Annotated in this window: 19 protein-coding genes; 7 read left to right on the plus strand and 12 right to left on the minus strand. The window is 70.4% G+C overall.

Annotation, left to right across the window (positions count from 1 at the left end):
- Positions 1-65 precede the first annotated feature (65 nt).
- Together ACFDS6_RS08100 and thrS are read right to left on the minus strand one after the other, a co-directional pair.
- Entirely contained in the window at positions 66-2,804 is a 2,739-nt protein-coding gene (locus ACFDS6_RS08100) for a TonB-dependent receptor (protein ID WP_375271634.1), read from the minus strand.
- A gap of 137 nt (positions 2,805-2,941) precedes the next feature.
- Complete coding sequence (gene thrS, locus ACFDS6_RS08105; protein ID WP_375271664.1) at positions 2,942-4,930, minus strand: threonine--tRNA ligase; 1,989 nt, start codon at positions 4,928-4,930, stop codon at positions 2,942-2,944.
- A 256-nt stretch (positions 4,931-5,186) separates the two neighbouring features.
- Between thrS and ACFDS6_RS08110 the strand changes: the two genes are divergently transcribed.
- Complete coding sequence (locus ACFDS6_RS08110) at positions 5,187-5,822, plus strand: TIGR02281 family clan AA aspartic protease (protein WP_375271636.1); 636 nt, start codon at positions 5,187-5,189, stop codon at positions 5,820-5,822.
- Between the two features lie 3 nt (positions 5,823-5,825).
- Here ACFDS6_RS08110 and ACFDS6_RS08115 read toward each other — a convergent pair whose 3' ends face one another.
- The 4 genes from ACFDS6_RS08115 to ACFDS6_RS08130 all read right to left on the minus strand — a co-directional run bounded on the left by ACFDS6_RS08115 (position 5,826) and on the right by ACFDS6_RS08130 (position 9,142).
- Positions 5,826-7,313, minus strand: a complete 1,488-nt coding sequence (locus ACFDS6_RS08115) for a PepSY-associated TM helix domain-containing protein (protein WP_375271637.1) — start codon at positions 7,311-7,313, stop codon at positions 5,826-5,828.
- The gene (locus ACFDS6_RS08120; protein WP_375271638.1) at positions 7,310-7,852 is read right to left on the minus strand and encodes a hypothetical protein; all 543 of its coding nucleotides are present in this window, start codon (positions 7,850-7,852) and stop codon (positions 7,310-7,312) included. The genes ACFDS6_RS08115 and ACFDS6_RS08120 overlap by 4 nt, the downstream gene beginning before the upstream one ends.
- Positions 7,853-7,987: 135 nt before the next feature.
- The gene (locus ACFDS6_RS08125; protein ID WP_375271639.1) at positions 7,988-8,347 is read right to left on the minus strand and encodes a hypothetical protein; all 360 of its coding nucleotides are present in this window, start codon (positions 8,345-8,347) and stop codon (positions 7,988-7,990) included.
- A gap of 18 nt (positions 8,348-8,365) precedes the next feature.
- Entirely contained in the window at positions 8,366-9,142 is a 777-nt protein-coding gene (locus ACFDS6_RS08130) for an exodeoxyribonuclease III (protein WP_375271640.1), read from the minus strand.
- A gap of 125 nt (positions 9,143-9,267) precedes the next feature.
- Between ACFDS6_RS08130 and ACFDS6_RS08135 the strand changes: the two genes are divergently transcribed.
- On the plus strand, positions 9,268-10,077 hold the full coding sequence (locus tag ACFDS6_RS08135; RefSeq protein WP_375271641.1) for a SirB1 family protein: 810 nt from the start codon (positions 9,268-9,270) through the stop codon (positions 10,075-10,077).
- A gap of 6 nt (positions 10,078-10,083) precedes the next feature.
- Here the strand turns inward: ACFDS6_RS08135 and ACFDS6_RS08140 are convergent, their stop codons facing one another.
- The 3 genes from ACFDS6_RS08140 to ACFDS6_RS08150 are packed head-to-tail and all read right to left on the minus strand — an operon-like array spanning position 10,084 to position 13,709.
- Entirely contained in the window at positions 10,084-10,524 is a 441-nt protein-coding gene (locus ACFDS6_RS08140; RefSeq protein ID WP_375271642.1) for a hypothetical protein, read from the minus strand.
- A gap of 18 nt (positions 10,525-10,542) precedes the next feature.
- The gene (locus tag ACFDS6_RS08145; protein WP_375271643.1) at positions 10,543-13,041 is read right to left on the minus strand and encodes an ABC transporter permease; all 2,499 of its coding nucleotides are present in this window, start codon (positions 13,039-13,041) and stop codon (positions 10,543-10,545) included.
- Complete coding sequence (locus ACFDS6_RS08150; RefSeq protein ID WP_375271644.1) at positions 13,038-13,709, minus strand: ABC transporter ATP-binding protein; 672 nt, start codon at positions 13,707-13,709, stop codon at positions 13,038-13,040. The genes ACFDS6_RS08145 and ACFDS6_RS08150 overlap by 4 nt, the downstream gene beginning before the upstream one ends.
- Positions 13,710-13,724: 15 nt before the next feature.
- Here ACFDS6_RS08150 and ACFDS6_RS08155 point away from each other — a divergent pair, with 15 nt between their 5' ends.
- Entirely contained in the window at positions 13,725-14,447 is a 723-nt protein-coding gene (locus tag ACFDS6_RS08155) for an arylesterase (RefSeq protein WP_375271645.1), read from the plus strand.
- A 60-nt stretch (positions 14,448-14,507) separates the two neighbouring features.
- Positions 14,508-15,497 carry a LacI family DNA-binding transcriptional regulator gene (locus tag ACFDS6_RS08160; protein ID WP_375271646.1) on the plus strand — a complete coding sequence of 330 codons (990 nt, stop codon included), beginning with the start codon at positions 14,508-14,510 and terminating at the stop codon, positions 15,495-15,497.
- Here the strand turns inward: ACFDS6_RS08160 and ACFDS6_RS08165 are convergent.
- On the minus strand, positions 15,494-16,510 hold the full coding sequence (locus ACFDS6_RS08165) for a YeiH family protein (protein WP_375271665.1): 1,017 nt from the start codon (positions 16,508-16,510) through the stop codon (positions 15,494-15,496). The two genes, ACFDS6_RS08160 and ACFDS6_RS08165, sit on opposite strands and share 4 nt — an antisense overlap.
- A 118-nt stretch (positions 16,511-16,628) precedes the next feature.
- Between ACFDS6_RS08165 and ACFDS6_RS08170 the strand changes: the two genes are divergently transcribed.
- The gene (locus tag ACFDS6_RS08170) at positions 16,629-17,897 is read left to right on the plus strand and encodes an MFS transporter (protein ID WP_375271647.1); all 1,269 of its coding nucleotides are present in this window, start codon (positions 16,629-16,631) and stop codon (positions 17,895-17,897) included.
- A gap of 76 nt (positions 17,898-17,973) precedes the next feature.
- Here ACFDS6_RS08170 and ACFDS6_RS08175 read toward each other — a convergent pair whose 3' ends face one another.
- Positions 17,974-20,337, minus strand: a complete 2,364-nt coding sequence (locus ACFDS6_RS08175; protein ID WP_375271648.1) for a TonB-dependent receptor — start codon at positions 20,335-20,337, stop codon at positions 17,974-17,976.
- A 73-nt stretch (positions 20,338-20,410) separates the two neighbouring features.
- Positions 20,411-21,487 (minus strand): Gfo/Idh/MocA family protein, encoded by a 1,077-nt coding sequence (locus tag ACFDS6_RS08180; protein ID WP_375271666.1) that lies wholly within the window; start codon positions 21,485-21,487, stop codon positions 20,411-20,413.
- Between the two features lie 54 nt (positions 21,488-21,541).
- Between ACFDS6_RS08180 and ACFDS6_RS08185 the strand changes: the two genes are divergently transcribed.
- Both ACFDS6_RS08185 and ACFDS6_RS08190 read left to right on the plus strand, forming a co-directional pair.
- Positions 21,542-22,450, plus strand: a complete 909-nt coding sequence (locus ACFDS6_RS08185) for an aldo/keto reductase family oxidoreductase (RefSeq protein ID WP_375271649.1) — start codon at positions 21,542-21,544, stop codon at positions 22,448-22,450.
- A 35-nt stretch (positions 22,451-22,485) separates the two neighbouring features.
- Complete coding sequence (locus ACFDS6_RS08190; RefSeq protein WP_375271650.1) at positions 22,486-23,556, plus strand: LLM class flavin-dependent oxidoreductase; 1,071 nt, start codon at positions 22,486-22,488, stop codon at positions 23,554-23,556.
- Positions 23,557-23,566 lie beyond the last annotated feature (10 nt).

The following is a 23,566-nucleotide window of genomic DNA, read 5'->3' on the forward strand; positions in this document are numbered from 1 at the left end:
AGACGCCCGACGCATCGCGCTTCACGAAGAACGGGTGCGCCGGTGCTTTGTTCGCGAACTGTGTCTCAAAACCGACCGCGCAGCGTCACGCCGTAGGTGCGCGGCTCGCCCGGAAAGGCGATGAACAGCTGGTTGGCGGTACCGGAGAAGCCGCTCGACGCCGCTGCCTGCACGGCGCGGAACGTGCCCGATCCTTGAGCCGGTATGTCGGAGGCGAGCTGGAAATAACGCTGATCGAGCAGGTTCTGCGCCCACAGCTCGACGCCCCAGCTCTTGTCCGCGCCGTAGAGGCCCAGCCGCCCGTTCACCACCGCGAACGCGTCCTGCACCTTTTCCAGGTCGAGGTCGGAGCCCGTGTTGGTGTCGCTCTGCGCCCTGACGTCGAAGTAGACGAGCCCGCTCAAGCCCCGAGTGCCGATCGCGGGCGTCCAGCCGATCCCGGCGGTGGTGACCAGCTCGGGCGCGTTGGACAAATTCTGGTCGGGCAATTGGAACAATACCGGCGACAGCGGTCGCCCGCCGGTGCCGACCAGATCGCGGCGATAGCGCGTGTGCGCGTAGGTCAGCCCGAGATTGACCGCGACGTCGCGCGCCGGGCGGATCATGCTCTCCAGCTCCACGCCGGTCGACAGCACGCCGGGGCGCAGGCGGTCGGGCGCGCACGCCCCCGTCGTCGCCGACGCGTCGGTATCGGCGCGGTTCAGCGAGTCGCGGCACGACTGGATATTCGCGACCTCGAAGCTGGTGCCGTTGTAGGTATTGAGCTGATACCCGCTGAACACCTGGTGGAAGGCGGCGACGTTGACGTCGATGCCGCGACCGTTCCACTTCGCGCCCAGCTCGTACGCCGTCACCTTCTCGCTCGCGTAAGCGAGATCGGCGACCTCGGCGCGGCCGTTGCCCGGCGTGTTCGCGGGCCGTGCGAGCAAGGTGGCGCACGCCGCCGCTTGCGCCGGCGTTCCCGCGCCCGCGAAGCACGGCCGGTCAAGCCCGGAGAAGTCGAGGTTGAACCCGCCCGCCTTGTACCCGCGCGACGCGGAGGCGTAGAGGAGCACGCGCTCGACCGGCTTGAACCCGAGCACCGCGGTGCCGGTCCACTGCCCGTCGTCGAAGGTCGAGCCGGGCGTGCCCTGCGGAATGTCGATGCCCGCGCCGTTGACCACGCAGGCGAGTCCGGCGAGCGACTGGAGCGAGGAGTTGAGCAGCGCCGGGCAGAGCGTGTTGGTGGCACGGTAATCGGCGCGCACCCGCTTGTGCTCGTCGGTGTAGCGCACGCCGACCGTCGCGAAGACGCGGTCGGGGACGATCGCCAGCGTGTTGTGCGTGAACAGCGCCCAGTTGCGGCTCACCTGCGTGAAATTGCCGTCGTTCGCGCCGGTACCCACCAGCGGCGCCGCGCCCAGCTGCCGTGCGACCGCGTCGTAGCCCGCGAACACGCTCGCCGGCGCGGTCGAGCAGGTCGGGGAGGCGAGGCTCACCTGACCCGCGCCTGACGCGGCGAACGAGGTCGCGATGATGCAATTGGCTAAGCGGGTGTAGTCCTGGCCGTAGCGCTGGTCGTCGTCGACCCTCAGCTTCTCGTTGCCGTAATAGCCGCCGACCAGCCAGTCGAGCCGATCGTCGAACGCGCGCCCCGCAAGCCGCACTTCCTGCGAGAAATTACGGAAGCGCCGGTCGAGGTCCTGCCGGTCGAGCAGGTCGAGCCGGTTGAAGTCATTGTCCTGCCCCATCCGGTTCTTGTAATCGCGCCACGCGGTGATCGAGGTCAGCGTCGCAGCGCGGAACCGCCAGTTCACCTCGCCCGACACCCCCCAGTCGCGCACGTCCGACCGGTACGGCACGCCCGCGCTGGTCGAGGTGGTGAACCCGAAGCGCTCGCCCTCGGGCGGTAGCTGGTAGTTCGCGCCGAGCGCCTGGAGCAGCGGCAGCAAGGTGTTGGGGCCGACCGCGACCGACCCGCCAGCCGGGTCGGTGCGCGTCAGGTTGCGCACCGGGCCGAGCAACGTACCGTTGCAGCAATTCTCGTGACGCTCGGCATAGTCGCCGATGATGCGCAGCGACAGCGCGTCGCTCGGCGCCCAGGCGAGCTGTGAGCGCGTCAGCCAGCGGTCGCGGTCCTGGATATCGGGCTCGCCGGGGGTGAGTTGGCGGATGAAGCCGTCGCGCTGCTGCCACACGCCGTCAACGCGCAGCGCGGCGGTCTGGCCGACCGGCAGGTTCACCGCGCCGTCAACGCGCATGTAATCGTAATTGCCGTAGGAGACTGAGCCGTGCGCGTCTGCGCGGCCGAGCTCGGGCGCGCGCGTGACGATACTGATCGTGCCCGCGGTCGAGTTGCGCCCGAACAATGTCCCTTGCGGCCCGCGCAGCACCTCGACGCGGTCGACCTCGCCCAGTTCGGTCAGCCCGACGCCGCTGCGCGCACGGTAGACGCCGTCGACGAACAGCCCGACCGAGCTCTCCAGCCCCGGGTTCTCGCCGACCGTGCCGATGCCGCGGATGCGCGCGGTGAAGTTCGCCTCGCTGGTCGCGCCCGAGACGAGCAGCGAGGGCGCGACCTGGCCTATTCCGCGCAGGTCGACCGCGCCCGTCGCCGCGAGCGTCTCGCCCGAGATCGCGGTGATCGCGATCGGCACGTCCGCCAACCGCTCCGTGCGCCGGGTCGCGGTGACGACGACGTCGCCCGGCTCGATCGCCGCGGGCTGATCGCCGTTCTGTCCGACCGGCGATTGCTGCGCCGTGGCGGGGAGGGCGAGCAGCAGCGCGGAGGAGAGCAGGCTGGCCGCGAAGGCGGGTCGGTACATGGATGCGTTCCCTGGTCGCGGCATCTGTGCGCCGCTGGAGGGCGCGGCGGTTAGCGGTCGCGCAGGGAAAGTCACGCGCTTTGTTGCTTCAACGCGACGAGCGGATCGGCGGCGGTGCCGCCGTCCCGCTCGATCGATCAGCGCGTCAGGTCGGGCGCGCGCGCCTCCTCGGTCAAGTGCCGGGTAATGTCGCCAAGCGCGACGACCTCCTGCCCCTGGCTGCCGAGGCGACGTACCGCGACGGTCCCTTCGTCGGCCTCGCGCTTGCCGACGACCAGCAGCACCGGCACCTTCGCGACCGAGTGCTCGCGCACCTTGTAGTTGATCTTCTCGTTGCGCAGGTCGGTCTCGACGCGCAGCCCGGCGGCGCGCAGTTCGGCCGCGACGCGGTGCGCGTAATCGTCGGCGTCGCTGACGATCGTCGCCACCACCACCTGCACCGGCGCGAGCCACAGCGGGAAGCGCCCTGCGTGATGCTCGATCAGGATGCCGATGAAGCGCTCGAACGTGCCGAGGATCGCGCGGTGGAGCATGACGGGGCGGTGGCGGTTGCCGTCCTCGCCGATGTACGCCGCATCCAGCCGCTCGGGCAGCACGCGGTCGGACTGGATCGTGCCGACCTGCCACGTCCGCCCGATCGCGTCGGTCAGGTGGAATTCGAGCTTCGGCGCGTAGAAGGCGCCTTCGCCCGGCAGCTCCTCGAACTTCGCCTTGATCGCGTCGGACAGGCTGGAGGCCTGCACCGCCTCGCGCAGCTCGGCCTCGGCCTTGTCCCACATCTCGTCCGAGCCGAAGCGCTTCTCGGGGCGCAGCGCGAGCTTCACCGCGTAATCCTCGAACCCCAGGTCGCGGTAGACGCTGTCGAGCAGCTCGCAGAACTTGCGCACCTCCTCGACCAACTGGTCCTCGCGCACGAAGATATGCGCGTCGTCCTGCGTGAACTGGCGCACGCGCATGATGCCGTGCAGCGCGCCGTGCGGCTCGTTGCGGTGGCAGCAGCCGAACTCGGCCATGCGGATCGGCAGGTCGCGGTAGCTTTTGATCCCCTGCTTGAAGATCAGCACGTGCGCCGGGCAGTTCATCGGCTTCAACGCCATTAAATCGGCATCGCCCGACAGCACCGCACCCTCGTCCTCGGTGTTGGGGATCTCATCGGGCACCACGAACATGTTCTCGCGGTACTTGCCCCAGTGGCCCGACTGCTCCCACTGCCGCGCGTCCATCAGCTGCGGCGTCTTCACCTCGGCATAGTCGGCCGCGTCCAGGCGGCGGCGCATGTACGCCTCCATCTGCCGCCACAGCACGAAACCCTTAGGGTGCCAGAACACCGAGCCCTGCGCCTCCGACTGGAGGTGGAACAGGTCCATCTCCTGCCCGATCTTGCGATGATCGCGCTTGGCGGCCTCCTCCAGCATGAACAGGTGCTGGTCGAGCTGCTTCTTGTTGAGCCACCCGGTGCCGTAGATGCGGCTCAGCATCGCGTTCTTCTGGTCGCCGCGCCAGTACGCGCCCGACACGCGCGTCAGCTTGAACGCTTGCGGGTCGAGCTTGCCGGTCGAGGCCATATGCGGCCCGCGGCACATGTCGAGCCACGCGCCCTGACGGTAGATCGTCAGTTCCTCGTTGTCGGGCAGCTCGGCCGCCCACTCGGCCTTGAACGTCTCGCCTTGACGGTTCCAGGTCTCGATCAACTGCTCGCGCGTCCAGACTTCGCGCGTGAACGCCTCGTTCTTCGCGATGATGCGGCGCATTTCGGCCTCGATCGCGGGCAGGTCGTCGTCGGTGAAGGGCCGGTCCTTCGGCGCGAAATCGTAGTAGAAGCCGTCGTCGGTTGCCGGGCCGAAGGTGATCTGCGTGGCCGGAAACAGATGCTGCACCGCCTCCGCCATCACGTGCGCGAGGTCGTGGCGCGCGAGTTCCAGCGCGTCGGCCTCGTCCTTCTGCGTGACGAGCGCGAGTTGCGCGTCCTGCGTCAGCGGGCGGGTGATATCGCGCAACTCGCCGTCGACGCGCGCGGCGATCGCCGCCTTGGCGAGGCCGGGGCCGATCGCCGCGGCGATGTCGGCGGGCGTGGTGCCGGGTGCGACCTCGCGAACCGAACCGTCGGGCAGCGTGATCGAGAGCATGTTCATGGGGCAGTCCTGAGGATTGGTCGTTTACCGCTTATGGCGACGGCGCGCCGGCGGGAAGGGGCGGCGCGTCGTGGAGCGACCCGGCGCCGGTCAGGCGCGCGCGTCGCCGGACCCCGGGTTCGCCGGGGCGGTGCTAGTTCGCATGATAGGATGCGGCGTCATCGCGTGCCGACATAGCGTGGGCAACCGCACTCCGCCAGCCTGCCGGACCATTGGGTGAGGTGGTGCGGCTTCCTATATCCCGGTCACGATGACGACCGACTTCGCGGGCAACACCCACTTCTACATTCTGATCGGCGTACTGCTGGTCGCCTCGGTGATCGCGCGGCGTGTGCCAGTGCTGCGCACATTGGTGTCCCTCGCGGTCTGGGCGGGGCTGGCGACGCTGCTCTACATGGTGGTCGCGCAGCGCGAGCGGTTCGATCCGTGGATGGGGCGCGTCGCGGCGGCGCTCAACATCGAGAGCCAGCAGGTCGCGGGCGAGGAAACGCGCATCCGCATGTCGCCCGACGGTCACTTCTACGTGCGGGCGCGGATCGGCGGCGTGGAGAAAAGGCTGCTCGTCGACAGCGGCGCGACGATCACCGCGCTCTCCCCAAATACGGCCGCCGCCGCCGGGGTCGAGGTGAAGCCCGCGCTGTTCCCGGTCGTACTGCAGACCGCCAACGGCGCGATCCGCGCCGACACGGGGGAAGTGAAGGAACTGCGCTTCGGCAACGTCGTCGCCCGTGACCTCGCCGTGGTCGTGTCGCCCGCGTTCGGCAACATCGACGTGCTCGGCATGAACTTCCTGTCGCGGCTGAAAAGCTGGCGGGTCGAGGGCCGCACGCTGATCCTGACGCCGCACCATCCCCAGGATCAGCGCGAGAACGCGGCCGAGGCGTAAGGATCAGGCGGGCGTCGGGTCGGCGTTGAGGCCGGCGCGTTCCCGACCGCCACGCGCGCGCACGCTCCACAGCAGCAGCGGCACCGACAGCCCGATCGCGATCAGGTCGATCACGACTGGCTCGGCGATCGCCGGCCGCACGAGCGCGAGGTGTCCGATCGCGGTCAACAGGATCGAGCCCGCGCAGACCCGCCGCAGCGCCGTCGCATCCGCCACGCGCGGGTAGAGGACGGCAACCAGAACCGCGGCGGCGAAGGCACTCAAGAAACCGAGCGCGAGCGGCGCCTCCGTGCCCAGCAGCGCGCGCGCCCAGATCGCCCAGACCATCAGCGTCGCCGTTCCCCAAACCGTCATGTTCCAGCCTGCGCGCAGCCGCTCGCCACCCAAGCCGCGTCGACGACGCTTTTCGAGCCACAGGCTGTTGCCGGTGGCGGTGATCGCGCAGAGCGCCAGCCCCATCAGCATGTAGGCGATCTCGACCGGCAGGCCGGCGAAATTGCCGAAGTGCAGATTGTACGACGAGGCCGCGACCTGCTGGCCGATCGCGCCGTCCGATAGACCGGCCTTGGAATGGAACGCTCCAGTACGGTCGAAGAAGTAGCTCTCGCCGTAGATCAGCCGGCGCGGATGCGCGACCAGGATCTGGACGTGCTGCCCCGCAGTCAGCGGCTCGTGGACGATGACGTAGGTGGGCGCGGCACCCGGCACGCGCGCCTCAAGCGTTCGCATCGCTGCGGCCGCGTCGGCGATTGGCGCGCGGGCGGGGTTGGACGGCGGCTCGTGGCCGAAGATGTTGGCGTATACCTTGAGCAGGTCGCCGCCGGTGTACGCCTTTGCGAGCATCGTCGTGCCGACGCTGCCCAGCCCGATGAACGCGCCGGTCAGCGCGACCGCGAGCACGAACGGCAGCGTCCACACGCCCAGCCGGTTGTGCCAGTCGGCGCGCGCGAGCTGCGGGTCGTGGCGGGTGCGCAGCGAGAAGGCGTCGCGCACGATGCGCGGGTGCGCCAGCACGCCCGTTGTCACCAGTGCGCACAGCATCACGCCGAGCGCGCCGACCAGGATCATGCCCCAGGTCATCGGCAGGTGCAGATACTCGTGCATCGCCACCATGAAGTCGGTCCAGCCATGCGCCTCGCGCGCCGCGATCCGCCCGCTCGCGTCGACGTACCAGCCGCCCGAGTCGGTGGTGACGGTGGCGCGCGGCATCTCGGCGCTCGGCAACCGGACGTAGAGGTGCGTGGTTGCAGGCTTCCCCGCCTCGCGCGCCAGCGCCGCGGAGATCGCGGTCTGCACCGCGGCGGGCGACAGCGCGGTCATTTCCGGCACGTCGGGCTGTTCCCAGCGCTGCCAGCGGTCGTGGATCACGATCAGCGTGCCGCTCAGGCAGATGATGTAGATCAGCGCGCTGGCGAGCAGCCCGATCGCGGCGTGGCCGCCCAGCGCGCGCTTGACCAATGTATCGCGCGCCGAGACGGGCGGTGCGCTCACGCCGCGCCCCACAGCATCGTGCCCGCGACCGCGGCGATCAGCGGCGCCGCCATCATCTGCGACGGCTGCGCGCGGGTGAGCTGCACCGTCAGCAGCGCGGTCCAGATCACCGGTTGCAGGAACAAGGTCAGTACCACCGCGTCTCCGTCGAGCGCTGCGCCGCCGCGCACCGCCGCCTGCACGCCGAAGGCGAGCCACTGCGCGGCGGCGAAGGCGACCGGCACCGACAGCGCGAACACCGCGAGGCGGCGCATCAGGTCGCGGCGGTGATGCGGGATCGAGATCGCGGGCGCCTCGCGCGGCGCGCGTGCGCGGCGGACCGGCGAGGTCCAGCCGGCGTGCAGCACGAAGCCGAGCGCCACCGCCATCCCGGCCACGATCCCGACCGACAATCCCCAGGCGCCGTCCCGAACGACGAGCGCGATCAGCGCAGCCGTGCCCAGCGCCCAGCCGAGCGGGGCGACGCCGCGCGGTCCCTGCCAGCCGATCCGGACCAGCAGCATCGCCGCGGCGACGGCGAGGAGCGCGAGGGCGGTCACCGCGCTGTTCCGGCGATCGGCATGGGTGTCCGCGTCATCTGTTCGCTCCGTCACGCGCCCTCGGCGCACCGTTCCCGGCCGCCATAGCGGGCGCGCTATTGCAAATCAATCGCAATGTTGCGGCGTGATGCGCGGCTAATGCCCGCCCTCGACCCAGCCGATCCCGGCGGCGCGGAACGCCGCGGCGAGCGCTTCCTCCAGCTCGATCGACTCCCATCGCTCCATCGGGTTCAGGTGCGCCGTCACGTCGGGCAACAGCTGCACGCCGAAACGCTTCACCGCGCCGCTCGCCTTGTACCCCGCCTTGTGCTGGTCGAAGCGCCAGTCGGGATCGCGCGCGGTCTGTCCGACGTAGAGGCCCCACTGCAGGCGCCGCGCCGGATTGTGCAGCAGGATGACGTACACCGAGTAGCCCGCGCGCGCGCTGCCCCGCGACCCCGCGCGGAACGCGGCGGCGGTGCGGGTGGCGAGGGCGACGACTTCGCGGTCGGACATCGGCACGGGCATCAGAAATCAGGCGTCCGCCAGGTCGATCCACACCGGCGCGTGGTCGCTCGCTCTGTCCCACCCGCGCACCTCGCGGTCGACGCCCGTGTCGCTCAGCCGCGCCGCCAAGGCAGGGCTGAGCAGCAGGTGGTCGATCCGCAACCCGGCATCGCGCGTCCAGGCGTGGCGCAGGTAGTCCCAGAAGGTGTACGGCGCATTCTCCGGGTACAGGTGCCGGAGCGCGTCGGTCCACCCCTGCGCCAACAGCCGCGCGAAGGCGGCGCGGACCTCGGGCGCGAACAGCGCGTCATTCGTCCATCGCCGCGCGTCGTACACGTCGTGCTCGGTCGGGATCACGTTGAAGTCACCCGCGAGCACGACAGGTGCGCCACTCTCCATCAGCATCGCCGCGCGCGCGATCAACGCCTCGAACCACGCGAGCTTGTAGTCGAACCTGGCGCCGGGGCGCGGATTGCCGTTCGGCAGGTACAGGCCCGCGACGATCACGCCGCCGACCGCCGCCTCGATGTAGCGGCTCTGCGTCGGGTCGGGATCGTCGGGTAGCCCCCGCTGCGTCTCGTGGATCTCGCCGACCCGGCTGAGGATGGCGACGCCGTTCCAGCGCGGCTGGCCGAGCCACGCCGCCTGGTACCCGGCCTCGCGCAGCGCTGTCGCCGGGAACTTGCCGGGCGGCGCCTTCAACTCCTGCAGGCACACCACGTCGGGCGCGGCCTCAGCCAGCCAGCGCAGCAGCACCGGTAATCGGCCGTTGACGCCGTTGACGTTGAAGGTGGTGATCTTCACGCTGGTGCTTCCATGGGACACGCACGCTTGCAGCTTGCCCGCCGCCTCAGACGCGCGGAGTTGCCATTCTGTTCCGGCGAGGACCACGGGCGGGAACCATCGCGCGCCGTGGCCGTCGTTCGCGGATGGACGCTGCCATCGTACAAATGGGATTGGTCGAGGACGATACGATCCAGCTCGACGCTGCCGCGCTGGAGCTCGCCGCGCTCGACCATCCGGCGGTTGATCTCGAGCCTTACGTCGCGCTGTTGACCACGATCACCGAGCACGTCGCCGCGCTCGCCGACGAGGCCCCGACCGCGAGCGCGCAGGCGGCGGTGCTCTCGGCCGTGCTCACGCGGGAGTTCGGCTTCTCCGGCGACCGCGACCATTACGACGATCCCGACAACGCCGACCTGATCCGCGTCATCGACCGACGGCGTGGGATGCCGATCAGCCTGGCGATCCTCTACGTCGCGGCCGCGCGGCGCGTCGGGTGGAGCGCGGAGGTGCTCAACACGCCTGGCCACGTGCTGGCGCAGATCGGGGCGCCGACCAGCCCGGTGCTGATCGATCCGTTCAACGACGGGCAGGAGATGAGCCAGGCGGGGCTGTCGGCGCTGCTCGCGGGCATGCTGGGCGCGGGCACGGTGCCGCGCGCCGATCACGTCGCCGCGATGGCGAACCGCGACGTGCTGGTCCGCCTGCTGATCAACCAGGCGACCCGCGCCGAGCGCGCCGGAAATGCCGCCCGCGCGCTGGTGCTGTTCGCGCGCATGACCACGATCGCGCCGTCCAACCCGCACGTCTGGTGGGAACACGCGCGGCTGTCGCTGATGAACGGCGACGTGGCCGCCGCGCGCGCCAGCCTGGGCGCGATGCTGGAGACGACGCGCGACACCGCGACGCGCGTGCGGATCGCCGCTGCGCTCGATTCGCTCGCCGGTACGAGCTGACGCGGCTCAATCCGCCAGCGCGGCGGCGACCTCGTCCTCGCTGATCTTGAACGCGTGCGCGAGCGCGGCCGGCGACGCGCCGCGGCGATGGAGCAGGCGCAGGCGATCGAGGTCGAGCTCGGTCGCGTAATGGCGCGTGTCGCGCTCCTCGGTCGCGTGGCCGGTGCGCGCGAGCGAGCCGGTGCTGCTCCGCCGCTTGGGCCGGGCGTCGCGCGCGTCGGCGGCGGCAGCGCGGCGCTGTTCCTCCTCAGCGCGCCTGGAAGCACGCATTCGCTCGCGCTCGTGCGACTGCGCGTCGCGCGCGGCGGCGCGCGCCTCGGTCCGCGCCTCCGCGGCGGCGATCCGCTCGGCGGCGCGGCGCTCGCGCGCCTCGGTGCGCTGCTGCTCGCGCTCGTCGCGCGTGCCGCTCGGCGTCGCGCGCGCGCCGGCACCCCAGGAACTATCCATCGCTCACCACTCGCCCAATCAGATCGCGCGCAGTGCCTGCGCCGGCCGCACGTGCATGATCGGCCACGCCCCCGCGATGCCGATCACGATCGTGCTGCCGAGCCCCGCGACCAGCGTCAGCGCGACCGCGAGCGGGTCGGGTGCCCAGGGGAAGTCGAACATCTGCGTCACCACGTACCACGCGCCTGACAGTCCCAGCAGCAGCGCCAGTCCCGCGACCACCACGCCCAGCAGCGTGTATTCGATCAACTGCGCCGCGATCAACTGCGCCCGCGTCGCGCCCAGCGTCCGCAGGATCACCGCGTCGTAGGTGCGCGCCTCGCGCGCGGCGGCGATCGCGCCGACCAGAACCGCTATGCCCGCCGCCACCGCGACGCCTGCCGCCGCCGCGATCGCGAGCGCGACCTGACCGACCAGGTCGCGCACCTGCGACAGGACGCCGCGCACTTCGACCGCCGAGGCGGACGGGAAGGGCGCGAGCAACGCCGCGGTGATCGCGCCCTCGCGCCCTGCCGGTGCCTCGATCGTCGCCGCGAGATTGTGCGGCGCGTCGCTCAGCGTGCCGGGTGAGAACACCAGCACGAAATTGAACCCCAGCGTGTCCCACTGAATGCGCCGGAACGAGGCAACGCGTGCGGTGCGCTCGACCCCCAGCAGGCTGACCGTCAGCGGATCGCCGATCTTGAGGTCGAGCGCCTTCGCCAGCCGCTCGTCGACCGACACCAGCGGCGGTCCGGCATAATCGCGCGGCCACCACCGCCCCGCGACCAGCGTGCTCCCCTCCGGCAGCGTGTCGGCGTAGGTCAGCCCGCGCTCGCCGCGCAGCGCCCAGGCGCCTTCGGGCAACTGCTTCAGGTCGGCGACGCGGGTGCTGCCGTAGGCGGTGATCGTGCCGCGCAGCAGCGGCACGGTGCGGACCTGCGCGGTGGGCGCGACCGATGCGACGACGCGGCGGAACTCGGCCGCGCGGTCGCGCGGCACGTCGAGCACGAACAGGGCCGGCGCGCGCGCGGGGATCGTCGTCGTGATCGCGGCGTCGATGCTGGTGCGGATCGCGGTCAGCAGCACGAACAAGGTGAGCCCGAGCCCGAGCGCCACCACCAGCGCCTCGGTCCGCGCACCCGGCCGGTGCAGCGCGGTGAGCGCCAGGCGCGGCAGGGGACGGCGCGGCGCGGGCAGGCGGCGCGCGGCGACGCGCACCAGCCGCCCGAGACCTGCGAGCAGCAGCAGCGCGGCCGCGAGCGAACCCAGGAACGCCGCCGCCAGCCCCGGCTGCGCCGAACTCAGGATCGCGAGCGCCACCGCCGCGCCACCCGCCGCCAACGCAATGGCGCGCGCGCGCCACGATGCCGCGCGCAGCGGGGCCAGCGCGCCGCGCAGTAGCCCCGCCGCGGGCGTCGCGCTGGCCGCCGCGATCGGTGGCGCGGCGAAGGCGACCGCAATGAGCGCGCCGTACGCCGCGGCGCGCCCGAACGGCCACGGCGACACCGCCAGCCCGACCGCGATCGGCAGCACGCGCCCGAGCAGTTCCGCGAGCAGCGGGATCGCGACCGCGCCCACCGCCAACCCCGCGCCGATGCCGATCGCGGTGGCGACGCCGATCTCGACCGCGTAGATCCGCGCGATATCGCCGCCGGTCGCGCCCAGCGCCTTCAGCGTCGCGATGCTGCCGCGCCGCGCGGCCAGGAACGACGACACGCCGTTGCCGACGCCGATGCCCGCGATCGCCAGCGCCGCGAGCCCCACCAGCGTCAGGAACTCGCCCATGCGATCGACGAAGCGCGACGCGCCGGGCGAGGCACGGTCGCGCGTCTTCGCCTCCCACCCGCCGGCGGGAAAGGCGCGCTGGAACCGCTCGGTCACGCGCGCCGGGCTCGTACCGGCGGGCAGGCGCACGCGGTAGCGCGTGTCGTACAGGCTGCCGGGCTGGACCAGCCCCGTCCGCGCCAGCGTGTCGCCCGACACGAGCACGACGGGGCCGAGCGTGAAGCCTTCGCCCAGCCGGTCGGGCTCGTCGGCGATGATGCCGTCGACGCGCACGCGGGCGTCGCCCAGCCGCAGCGCCGCCCCGCGCGCGAGGCCGAGCCGCGCGGCGAGCGCCGGCGCGATCCACGCCGCGCCCGCGGGCGGGTGCGTCGCGCGGCGGCCATTGGACAGGCGCACGACACCGTACAGCGGGTAGGCGTCGTCCACCGCCTTCAACTGGATCGGCGCGCCGCGGCGCGCGGTCACCGCATTTGCCTGCATCCGGATCGTCTCCGACACGCGGCCCGCGGCGTCCAACATCGCGCGCTCGGCCGCGGTCGCGCGGCGCTGCGACACCGACAGCTCGACGTCCCCGCCCAGGATCGTCGCCCCGCGCGCCGCCAGCTCGTCGCCGACCGCGCTCGCCAGCCCACCGATCGCGGCCAGCGCCGCGACGCCCAGGAACAGGCAGGCGACCAGGATGCGCAGCCCACGGAATCGCCAGTCGAGCTCGCGCAGCGCGACCGCCCAGGCGAAGCGCGAGCCGGTCATCGCACCTGCCCGTCGGCGAGCGTCACCGTCCGGTCGCAGCGCGCGGCGAGCGCGTGGTCGTGCGTGATGACGATCAGGGTGGTGCCCAGCGCCCCTTGCCGCGCGAACAACAGGTCCATCACGCGCTCGCCGGTCGCGGTGTCGAGATTGCCGGTCGGCTCGTCGGCGAAGACGATCGGAGGACGCGAGGCCAGCGCGCGCGCGATCGCCACGCGCTGCTGCTCGCCGCCCGACATCTGCGACGGATAATGATCCATCCGGTGCGCGAGGCCGACCGCGGCGAGTTCCTCGCCCGCGCGCGACCAGGCGTCCGTCACGCCGGCGAGTTCGAGCGGCACCGCGACATTCTCGCGCGCGGTCATCGTTGGCAGCAGGTGGAACGCCTGCAGCACGATGCCGATCCGCCCGCGCCGCGCCCGCGCCAGCGCGTCCTCGCCCAACGTCGTGAAATCGAGTCCGTCGACGATCACGCGCCCGCCGCTCGCGCGCTCCAGCCCGGTCAGCACCGCCATCAGCGACGACTTGCCCGATCCCGAACTGCCCAGCAGCGCGACGCTCTCGCCGCGCGCGACGCTCAAGGAGATGCCGCGCAGCACGGGCGTGTCGCCCAGCGTCAAGGTGACATCGCGCGCGTCGATCACCATTTGGGGCAGGCCAGTGTCGGTCATGATGAGGAAACGCCTTTGCTTACCCGAATAGGACTGACGCGCAGCATCGCGGGCGTGCTGCTGCCCGCCATGCTGGTCGTCGGCTGCAGCCGTCAAGACGCCGCGCCGGTGCCCGCGACCGACAATATGGCGACGCCCGCGCCGATTGCCGAGGTCGCGCGTCCGCGCGGACCCGAGCGCGTGGTGCTCGCGTTCGGCGACAGCCTGTACGCGGGCTACGGGCTCGACCGCGGGCAGAGCCTGCCCGACGCGGTCCAGGCGCGGCTGCGCCGGGCGGGCGTCAACGCGACGCTCGTCAACGCGGGCGTATCGGGCGACACCACCGCGGCGGGGCGGCAGCGGCTCGCCTTCGTGCTCGACCAGATGAAGCGCCAGCCCGACCTCGTGATGCTGGGGCTCGGCGGCAACGACGTGCTGCGGCAGATTTCCCCCGCGGAGACGCGCGCCAACCTGACCGCGATGGTGGAGGAGCTGCGCAGCCGCGATCTGCCCGTGCTGCTGACCGGCATGCGCGCGCCGGCCAATCTCGGGCGCGACTACGTGAACGCCTTCGACGCGATCTGGCCCGACCTGGCGAAGCGCTACGACGAGACGCTCTACCCCTTCATCCTCGACGGCGTGATCGGCAATCCCGCGCTGATGCAAGGGGACCGCGTCCACCCCAACGCGCGCGGGGTGGATCGGATCGCCGATTGCCTCGCGCCGCAGGTCGAGCAGGCGCTGCCGCCCACGGAGTAACGCGGCGGTTGTCGCGCCGCCGCCACTTGTGCACTAGGGCAAGTGCGGGGAGGGACACAGTTGCGCTCGACGATCAAGGATGTGTCGGAACGCGCGGGCGTGTCGATCAAGACGGTCAGCCGCGTGCTCAACAACGAACGCTACGTCGGGGCCGCCACGCGCGAGAAGGTCGAGGAGGCGGTACGCGCGCTCAACTTTCGGCCCAGCCTCGCCGCGCGCTCGCTCGCGGGGCGGCGCAGTTTCCAGATCGGGCTGATCTGCGACAATCCCAGTCCCGCCTACGTCTACGCGATGCAGACCGGTATCCGCGACCGCTGCGAGGCCGATGGCGTGCGCATGATCGCGCAACCCTACGACCGCAACTCGGGTAGGCTGCTCGAGGAGGTCGAGGCGCTCGTCGCGACCAGCCACCTCGACGGCCTGATCCTGACCCCGCCGGTCAGCGACCACGACGACGTGCTCGATTATCTGAAACAGCGCGGCGTGCGCGTCGTCCGCGTCTCGCCCGGACGCCGGCCGGAGGCGAGCGCGGCGGTGTTCATCGACAACCGCGCCGCCGCGGCCGAGGTGACGCGCCACCTGCTCGCACGCGGGCACCGCCGTATTGGCCACATCGTCGGTCAGCGCGACTTCGCGACCAGCGCGCACCGGCGCGAGGGCTATCTGAGTGCGCTGGCGGAAGCCGGGATCGCGCCAGAGCCCGAACTGATCGAGCAGGGCGACTACGACTTCGCCAGCGGCGCGCACGCGGCGGAGGCGATGCTGTCGCTTGCCCATCCACCGAGCGCGATCTTCGCGGCGTCGGACGACATGGCCGCGGGGGCGCTCGCGGCGGCGCATCGGCGCGGGGTCAGGGTGCCGGCTGAGGTCGCGATCGCGGGATTCGGCGACGATCCGCTGGCGAGCTACGTCTGGCCGCCGCTCACCACTATGCGCCAGCCGGTGCGCGACCTCGCCTGGAACGCCGCCGACCTGCTGCTCGCACCCGAGGAGACGTTCGAGCAGCGTGAACTGCCGCACGCGCTGATGGTGCGCGATTCTACCGGTTAGCCGATCAGGAACACCGCTGCGGCGAGTGCGAGCAGGAACGCGCACAGGGTCGAGGCGGCGATCACCAGCATCGGCCGCGGGCCTGCCTCCAGCAATTGCGACAAGGGCGAGCGGATCGCGGTTGCGGTCACCGCGGCGGCGAGCAGTGCGGCGGCGACGCGCTCGGCGGTGCCGGTGACGATCGCGGGGATGAACCCGGTCGAATTGACGCCGGCGAGCACGAAGAAGCCGACGACGAACCACGGCAGACCCTGCCGCTTGCCCGATGTTTCACCGCGCGGCAGGAACATCGCGACGATCGCGAGCACGGGGGCTAGCAGCGCGACGCGCGTCAGCTTCACGATCGCGGCGATCTGCCCGGCGGCATCCGAGTAGGAATAGCCCGCGCCCAGCGCCTGCGCGACGTCGTGGATCGACGCGCCGAGCAGGAAGCCGGCCTTCAGGTCGCTCATGTGCAGCCAGTGCGCGACGAACGGGTAGGTGACCATCGCCAGCGCGCTGAGCGCCGAGATGCCGACCAGCACCAATGTCAGCTGCGCCTGGCTCGCGCGCCGCTCGCCCAATGTCGTCGCCAGCGCCATCGCCGCGCTCGCGCCGCAGATCGCCACCGCGCCGCCCGCCAGCGTCCCGAACGCTGCGTCGAAGCCGAGCCGCCGCCCGACCAGCACGCCGCAACCGATCGTCAGCGCGACGATCGCCAATACGGCGAGCAGCGCGACCGGACCCAGCGCCACGATCTGCCCGAAGGTGACGCGAAGCCCGACCAGCACGATGCCCCAGCGCAGCAGCGAGCGCGACGCGAACCCCAGGCCCGGGGTCAACCGCCCGTCGGCGGACAGGAAGTTGAGCGCCAGCCCGATCAGCAGCGACATCAGCGTCAGCGGTGCGCCGTAATGGTCGGAAATGAACCCCGCCGCCAGCGTTCCCGCCGCGACGATGACGAGGCCGGGCACGTGATCGCGCCACGTCGCCTTGGGACTGGGTTCGAGATCGCCGTACAGGTCTGCCGCCATCGGCAGGGTAGCAGAACGTGCAGCGGCCATCGTCGATCCCAGTGTTAGAATGCACACGGGACTAGCCTAAGCGGGCGCACTCTGACAACGTTGTCGTCAAGCAAATCGGGAGAGGGACATGGCGGTGGACGGCGGTGCCGGCGGAACGGCAGGTGGGGAGGGCAATCGCGCGCGGTGGATCATCGTGGCGATGGTGTTCGTCGCCATCATGCTCAACTACGTCGACCGGCAGATCCTGGCATTGCTCAAGCCGACGCTGGAGGCGGAGTTCCGCTGGTCGGATCAGGATTACGCCAACATGGGCACCGCGTTCCAGGTCGCGACCGCGTTCGCATTCCTCGGCACCGGTTGGTTCATCGACCGCGTGGGGTTGAGGCGCGGGTTCGGGATCGGCGTCGGCGTGTGGAGCCTCGCTGGTATGGCGCACGCCGTCGCGACCACGGTGACGGGCTTTCTCGGCGCGCGCGTCGTGCTGGGCGTTGCCGAATCGATCGGCACGCCCGCCGCGGTCAAGTCGGCCGCGACCTATTTCAACCACCGCGACCGGCAGATCGCGCTCGGCATCGGCAACACCGCCCCCAACGTCGGCGCGGTGCTGACCCCAGCGCTGATCCCCCCACTCGCGGTCGCCTACGGCTGGCAGGCGGCCTTCCTGCTCGCGGGCGGGCTGGGGCTCGTCTGGGTCGCGGTCTGGTTCGCGCTGCGCGTCAAGCCGGTCGCGCTCGACGCGGTGGCGGCGGCGCCGATCCGCTGGGGCGACATATTGCGCAGCCGCCGCACGCTCGCGATCGCGATCGCCAAGGTGCTGTCGGATCAGGTGTGGTTCTTCATGCTGCTGTGGCTGCCCGACCTGTTCCACCGGCTGTTCGGGTTGCAGCAGGGTACGCTCGGATGGCCGATCGCGCTCACCTACGGCCTCGCCGCGATGGGCGCGATCAGCGGCGGCGTGCTGCCCGCGCGGTTGATGGCGCGCGGGTGGAGCGTGAATGCCGCGCGCAAGTCGGCGCTGCTGCTCTACGCGCTGCTAGTCACGCCGGTGCCGCTCGTCATGTCGGTCGACAGCCCGTGGTCGGCGGCGCTGCTGCTCGGGCTCGGCTTGTTCGCGCACCAGGGGTTTTCGACCAACATCTTCGGCCTCGCGACCGACGTGACGCCCGCGCGCGCGGTCGGCTCGACGATCGGCATCGCGGCGTTCTGCGGCAACCTCGGCTCGATCGGGATGATCCAGTTCCAGGCCTGGGCGCTGGCGAACGGGCTCGGCTACACGCCCGCGCTGGTGATCTGCGCGACCTCGTACCTGCTGGCGCTCGGCTTCGTCCAGCTGCTGATCCCGCGCATCGAGGCGGTAGAGCAGGACGGCGACGCGCCCGCGATCGTCGCGCACTGAAGGTCCGACAAAGTTACGGGGACACGAAAAAGCCGGCGAGGGGATGACCTCGCCGGCTTCTCCTTGGGCGCGACGCTTAGAAGTTCACACGGGCATTGACGCCGTAGTAGCGATCCGCCTCGCGCGGAATGATGTAGCGGTAGCTGCCGCCCGGCCCGCCCGAGGTGATCGCCGCGGCGAAGCTCTGGTCGAACAGGTTCTTGACCTGGAAGTTCACGCGGAAGCGGTCGTTCGCCTCGACGATCCCTGCCTGCACGTCGACCAGCCCGTAACCCTTGATCGTGGTCCGATCGCGCACGGTTTCACTAGCGTCGAGCTGCGAGAGCTGCTTCGACTGATACGACCCCTGCGCCCCGAGCGCGAAATCGACCGCGCCGCCGGTGCGCAGGCGATAGTCGGCGCCGAGCGAACCCTTCCACTTGGGCGCGTAGCCGAGCGTCGTGCCATTGGGGATGACCGCCGGAATGACTCCGGGCGGGGCCGGGGGCACGCGGAACTGGTCGATATGCGCGTCGGTGTAGGCGAGGCCGCCCGAGAACGACAGGTCGCGCACCGGCTGAAACAACAGGTCGAGCTCGCCGCCGCGCGTCGAGATCGTGCCGGCGTTGGTGAAGCGCGTGACCAGCACGCCCGCGACGACGTCGGGGTTGTTCGCCTGAAAATTGTCGTACTTGGCGTAATAGGCCGCGAGGTTGACGACCAGCTTGCCGCCGAACAGCGTGTTCTTCAGCCCTACTTCGTAGCTGTCGGCCGTCTCGGGCTCGATCGCGTTGGTGCCGGTGCCGGTCAGGTTGAAGAAGACGTTGAACGCCGGTCCCTTGTACCCGCGCGAGTAGGTCGCGTAGGCGGTCGACTGCCGCACGATGTCGAACTGCAGCCCGGCCTTGCCCGACCAATTGTCGTTGGTGGTCTTGCCGTTGAACGGACCGAAGCTGCCGTTGATGCCGGGTCCGGCGAGCGTGGTGACGCGGCTGTGGAACACGTCGAGCTGGTCGGTGGTGTAGCGCAGGCCCGCGATGCCGCGGAGCCGATCGGTGAAGTTGAGCGTGCTCTGCCCGAAGAAGGCTAGGTTCTTGAACACCGATCCGAACACCGCGGTGCCGGTCGGGCGGGTGACGGTCAGGCCAGGGGTCGAGCACGGCACCGGCACGGCCGGGGCAGGGGTGCAGACCACGTCGTTGCGCGTGAACGTCCGCGTCGTCTCCGCGCGCGAGTAGAACGCGCCCAGCACGTAGGAGAAGAACTGGTCCGACGGGCTCGTCAGCCGCAACTCCTGCGTGATCGTGTTCGACGTCTGCGGGCCGAAATCGTGCAACTGGTTGAACGTCGTATAGGCGCGCGGCAACCAGTCGCCGTCGCGGATCTCGGTGTTGTCGTACTCGCGGTACGAACCGATGTACGTGATCGTCTGGTTGCCCAGCGTCCAGTCGGCCTGGCCCGACACGCCCCAGCTCTTCTCGTCGGTGTGCGTGATCAGGTCCTGGTTCGCCCGGCGAGTCTTGTCGCCGCGCGGCGTCGGCAGCACGCCCGCGTTGATGAAGCCGTTGACCTGCGCGACGGTGGTCGCGTTGGTCGAGGTCGGACCGGTGCCGATCACCTCTGCGCAGCAATCGTCGTCCGACTCGCGGTAATCGCCGATGATCGTGATCGTCAGGTTCGGCGTCGGGTCGGCGACGATCATGCCGCGCACGCCCCAGTGATCGTAGCCGTTCACCCGCTTGCCATTGTACGCGTCGTTGCGGATGTTGCCGTCGTAATTGCCGTAGAAGCCGGTCACGCGCGCGGCGATGCCGTCGCTCAGCGGCAGGTCGAGCGCGCCGCGCACGCGGTACTCGTTGCCGTTGCCGAAATAATAGCCGCCGTCGATGAAGCCGCCGAAGTCCTTGCCCGGGCGCTTGGTGACGATGTTGATGACGCCCGCCGAGGTGTTCTTGCCGAACAGCGTCCCCTGCGGCCCGCGCAGCACCTCCAGCCGGTCGATGTCGATCAGGTCGCTGAACGCCTCGCCCGCGCGGCTGTAGACGACGCCGTCGACGACCGTGGAGATCGACGGCTCGCCCGCGATCGAGAAGGTCGAGGTGCCGACGCCGCGCAGGAACAGCGACTGGTTGATCGCGGTGCCCGACTTGCGGAAGTTGAGTGTGGGGACGAGGTACTGCGCGCCTTCCAGGTTGACAGCGCCCTTCGCCGCGATCGCGTCGCCCGACAGCACCGAGACGGCGATCGGCACGTCCTGCAACCGCTCCGAACGCTTCTGCGCGGTGACGATGATGTCGCCGGGCTCGGTGGCGGCGGTACCCGCGGCGGTGTCGCTGCCGATATCGGCGGCGGTGGTGGCGCTGCCGGTGCCGGTCGTCGTCTCCGGCGGCGTCGTCTGCGCCGCGGCCGGCACGGCCATCAGCGCGAGCCAGGCGGTGCTCACGGTCAACATCGTCTTCATGTTCGTCCCTCCCTTTGCACCCATTCTCTCGCTGGAGAATTAGGTCGTTGTCATCGAAGATCGCTTTGCGTGTTCAGAACCCGAGCTCGCTCATCGCGACGACGCGGTGCTCGCGCGCGCTGATCTCGGCCGCGGTGCCGATCGCGACCGCCATCAACCCGTCGCGCGCGGTGACCTCGACCGCGCCTTCGCCCCGCATCGCCGCGTTGAAGCGCTGATGCTCGTAGAAGGTCGAGCCGTGGTGGCTGCCCGCGTTCAGCGCGGTCTCGTCGACGTGCACCGTCGTGCGTTCGACCTGCTTGGGGTTCATGAACCCGACGCGCGGCGAGTAGACGATCTCGCCGTCGGGGATCAGCACGTCTAGCCGCGCCTCGTCACCGACCGCCGTGATCTCCTCCTGGTTGGTCGCGCCGTCGGCGAACATCGACAGGTCCAGCATCGCGCGCACGCCGTTGGCGAAATCGACCGTGGTATAGCTGTTGTCGATGATATCGGGCGTGCGCCCATCGTACGATTCGTCGAGGTGGTTCACGTCCATCGCGCCCGAGCAGTAGACGCGCACCGCCTCCGACTGCGTGATGAGGCGCATGAGGTCGAAGAAGTGGCAGCATTTCTCCACCATCGTGCCGCCCGTGTTGGCGCTGAACCGATTCCAGTCGGCGACCTTCTCGAGGAACGGAAAGCGGTGCTCGCGGATCGACAGCATCTTGAGCGCGCCGACACGCCCGCCGTGTACCTGCCGGATGAACTCGGCCGCGGGCGGCATGTAGCGATATTCCATCGCGGTCCAGAATGGCCGCGCGCTCGCCTCCGCCTGCTCGACCACCCAGCGTGCGTCCTCGATCGTCGTCGCCAGCGGCTTCTCGCACAGGATCGCCAGACCCTCGCCGAACAGCGGGGTCAGCACGTCGCGGTGGGTGTAGTTCGGGCTGGCGACGATCACCGCGTCGACCAGCCCGCTCTTGGCGAGCTCGGCGGAGGAGGCGAACGCCTGCACGCCCTCGACCCGGGTCCCCAGCGCCTTCTTCGCCCATTCGAGCGAACGCTCGGTCGGGTCGGCGATCGCGGTCACCACCGCGCCCGGCGTGATCGCCAGATTGTTGAGATGCTCGACCCCCATCATGCCGGTGCCGACCAGGCCGTAACGCACTTCCCCTGCCAAAGCCCTTGCTCCTCTCCACTCGTCGCCGTACTTATGACAACGATGTCTGAAATCACTCTATCGCCCGAACCACGTCCCCTCGGCAAGAGCGGATTGTCTGTCAGCCCGATCGCCTGGGGGATGTGGCGCTTCGCCGGCGTCTCCGCGGCAGAAGGGCGCGCGCTGATCGAGGCGGCGTTCGACGCCGGCGTCACGCTGTTCGACACCGCCGACATCTACGGCTTCGACGGTAGCAGCGGCTTCGGCGACGCCGAGTCGCTGCTGGGTGAGGTGTTCGCCGAGTCGCCGGGCTTACGCGACCGCATGGTGCTCGCCACCAAGGGCGGGATCACCCCGCCGGTGCCCTACGACTCGAGCACCGCCTATCTGATCAAGGCGCTCGATGATTCGCTGCGCCGCATGAAGGTCGACTCGGTCGATCTCTACCAGGTCCACCGCCCCGACATCCTCGCGCACCCGCAGGAGGTCGCCCGCGCGCTCGACGACATGGTGTCCTCGGGCAAGGTCCGCGCGGTCGGCGTGTCGAACTACACGCCTGACCAGACGCGCGCGCTCGCCTCGTTCCTGTCGGTGCCGCTCGCCTCGCAGCAGCCCGAATTCTCGCCGCTGTTCCTCGATCCGCTGACCAACGGGCTGATCGACCAGGCGATGGAGATGGAACTGGCGGTGCTCGCCTGGTCGCCGCTCGGCGGCGGGCGGATCGGCACGCCGAGCAACCCGCGCGAGCAGGCGGTGGCCGACGTGCTCGATACGGTTGCGACGCGCTTCGGCGTCAGCCGCGCGGCCGCGACCTACAGCTGGATCATGGCGCACCCGGCGCGGATCATCCCGATCGTCGGCACGCAGAACATCGGGCGCATCGCCGAGCTGGCCGACGCCTTCAAGGTCAGCTGGACGCGCCAGGACTGGTACGACGTGCTGGTCGCCGCACGCGGCGAGCGGCTGCCGTAACCGACACACGACAACGAACGAGAGGGGAGAGGATTGTGAGCGATTCCACGCGTGGACCGTGCGAGATTTCGTGGTTCTCGGCTTTGTGCGACGATGACTACGAGTTCCTGGGCGTGCCCGACCCGAAGCTGAAATCGTCGTGGGAGCATTGCCGCGACATCGTGCAGCAGGCGGAGACCGGCGGGTTCGACAACATCCTGCTTCCCTCGGGCTACGCGCTCGGCATCGACACCACCGCCTTCGCCGCCGCGGTCGCGACGCTCACCCGCAACATCCACCTGCTGATGGCGGTGCGCGTCGGGGAGAGCTGGCCGCCGCAGCTCGCGCGGCAGATCGCGACGATCGACCAGATCGCGCGTGGCCGGCTCAAGATCAACATCATCTCCTCCGACCTGCCAGGCGAGAAGCTCGCCTCCGCGCCGCGCTACCAGCGCACCGTCGAGGCGATGCAGATCCTCAAGACGCTGCTGACCGGCGAGCACCTGAGCCATCAGGGCGAGTTCTGGAACCTCGACCTCGATCCTGCGGGCGTGAAGACCTTTTCAGGGAAAGCGCCGCCGCTCTACTTCGGCGGCCTGTCGCCCGACGCGCGCGACGCCGCCGCGCGCGCCTGTGACGTCTACCTGATGTGGCCCGACACCAAGGACAAGGTGGCGGAGATCATCGCCGACATGACCGACCGCGCCGCCAAGTACGGCCGCACGCTCCGGTTCGGTTACCGCGCGCACGTGATCGTCCGCGAAACGGAGAGCGAGGCGCGCGCCTACGCCGACCGCCTGCTCTCGAAACTCGACGCGGCGGAGGGCGCGCAGATCCGCGCCAAGTCGCTCGACGCGACCTCGATGGGCGTCGCCGCGCAGGCGGCGCTGCGCGAAGGCGCGTCGGACGACGGTTACGCCGAGGAGAATCTGTGGACCGGCGTCGGCCGCGCGCGCTCGGGCTGCGGTGCCGCGATCGTCGGCGATCCCGACCAGGTGCTCGCCAAGCTGCAGACGTACCGCGACATGGGCATCGACGCTTTCATCCTGTCGGGCTATCCGCACGCGGCGGAGGCGGACCTGTTCGCACGGCACGTGCTGCCGCGGATCGACCACGCGCCGCTGTGAGGCGGCGCTG

The sequence above is a fragment of the Sphingomonas sp. genome, assembly GCF_042095875.1.
In the GTDB taxonomy this organism is placed as follows: domain Bacteria; phylum Pseudomonadota; class Alphaproteobacteria; order Sphingomonadales; family Sphingomonadaceae; genus Sphingomonas.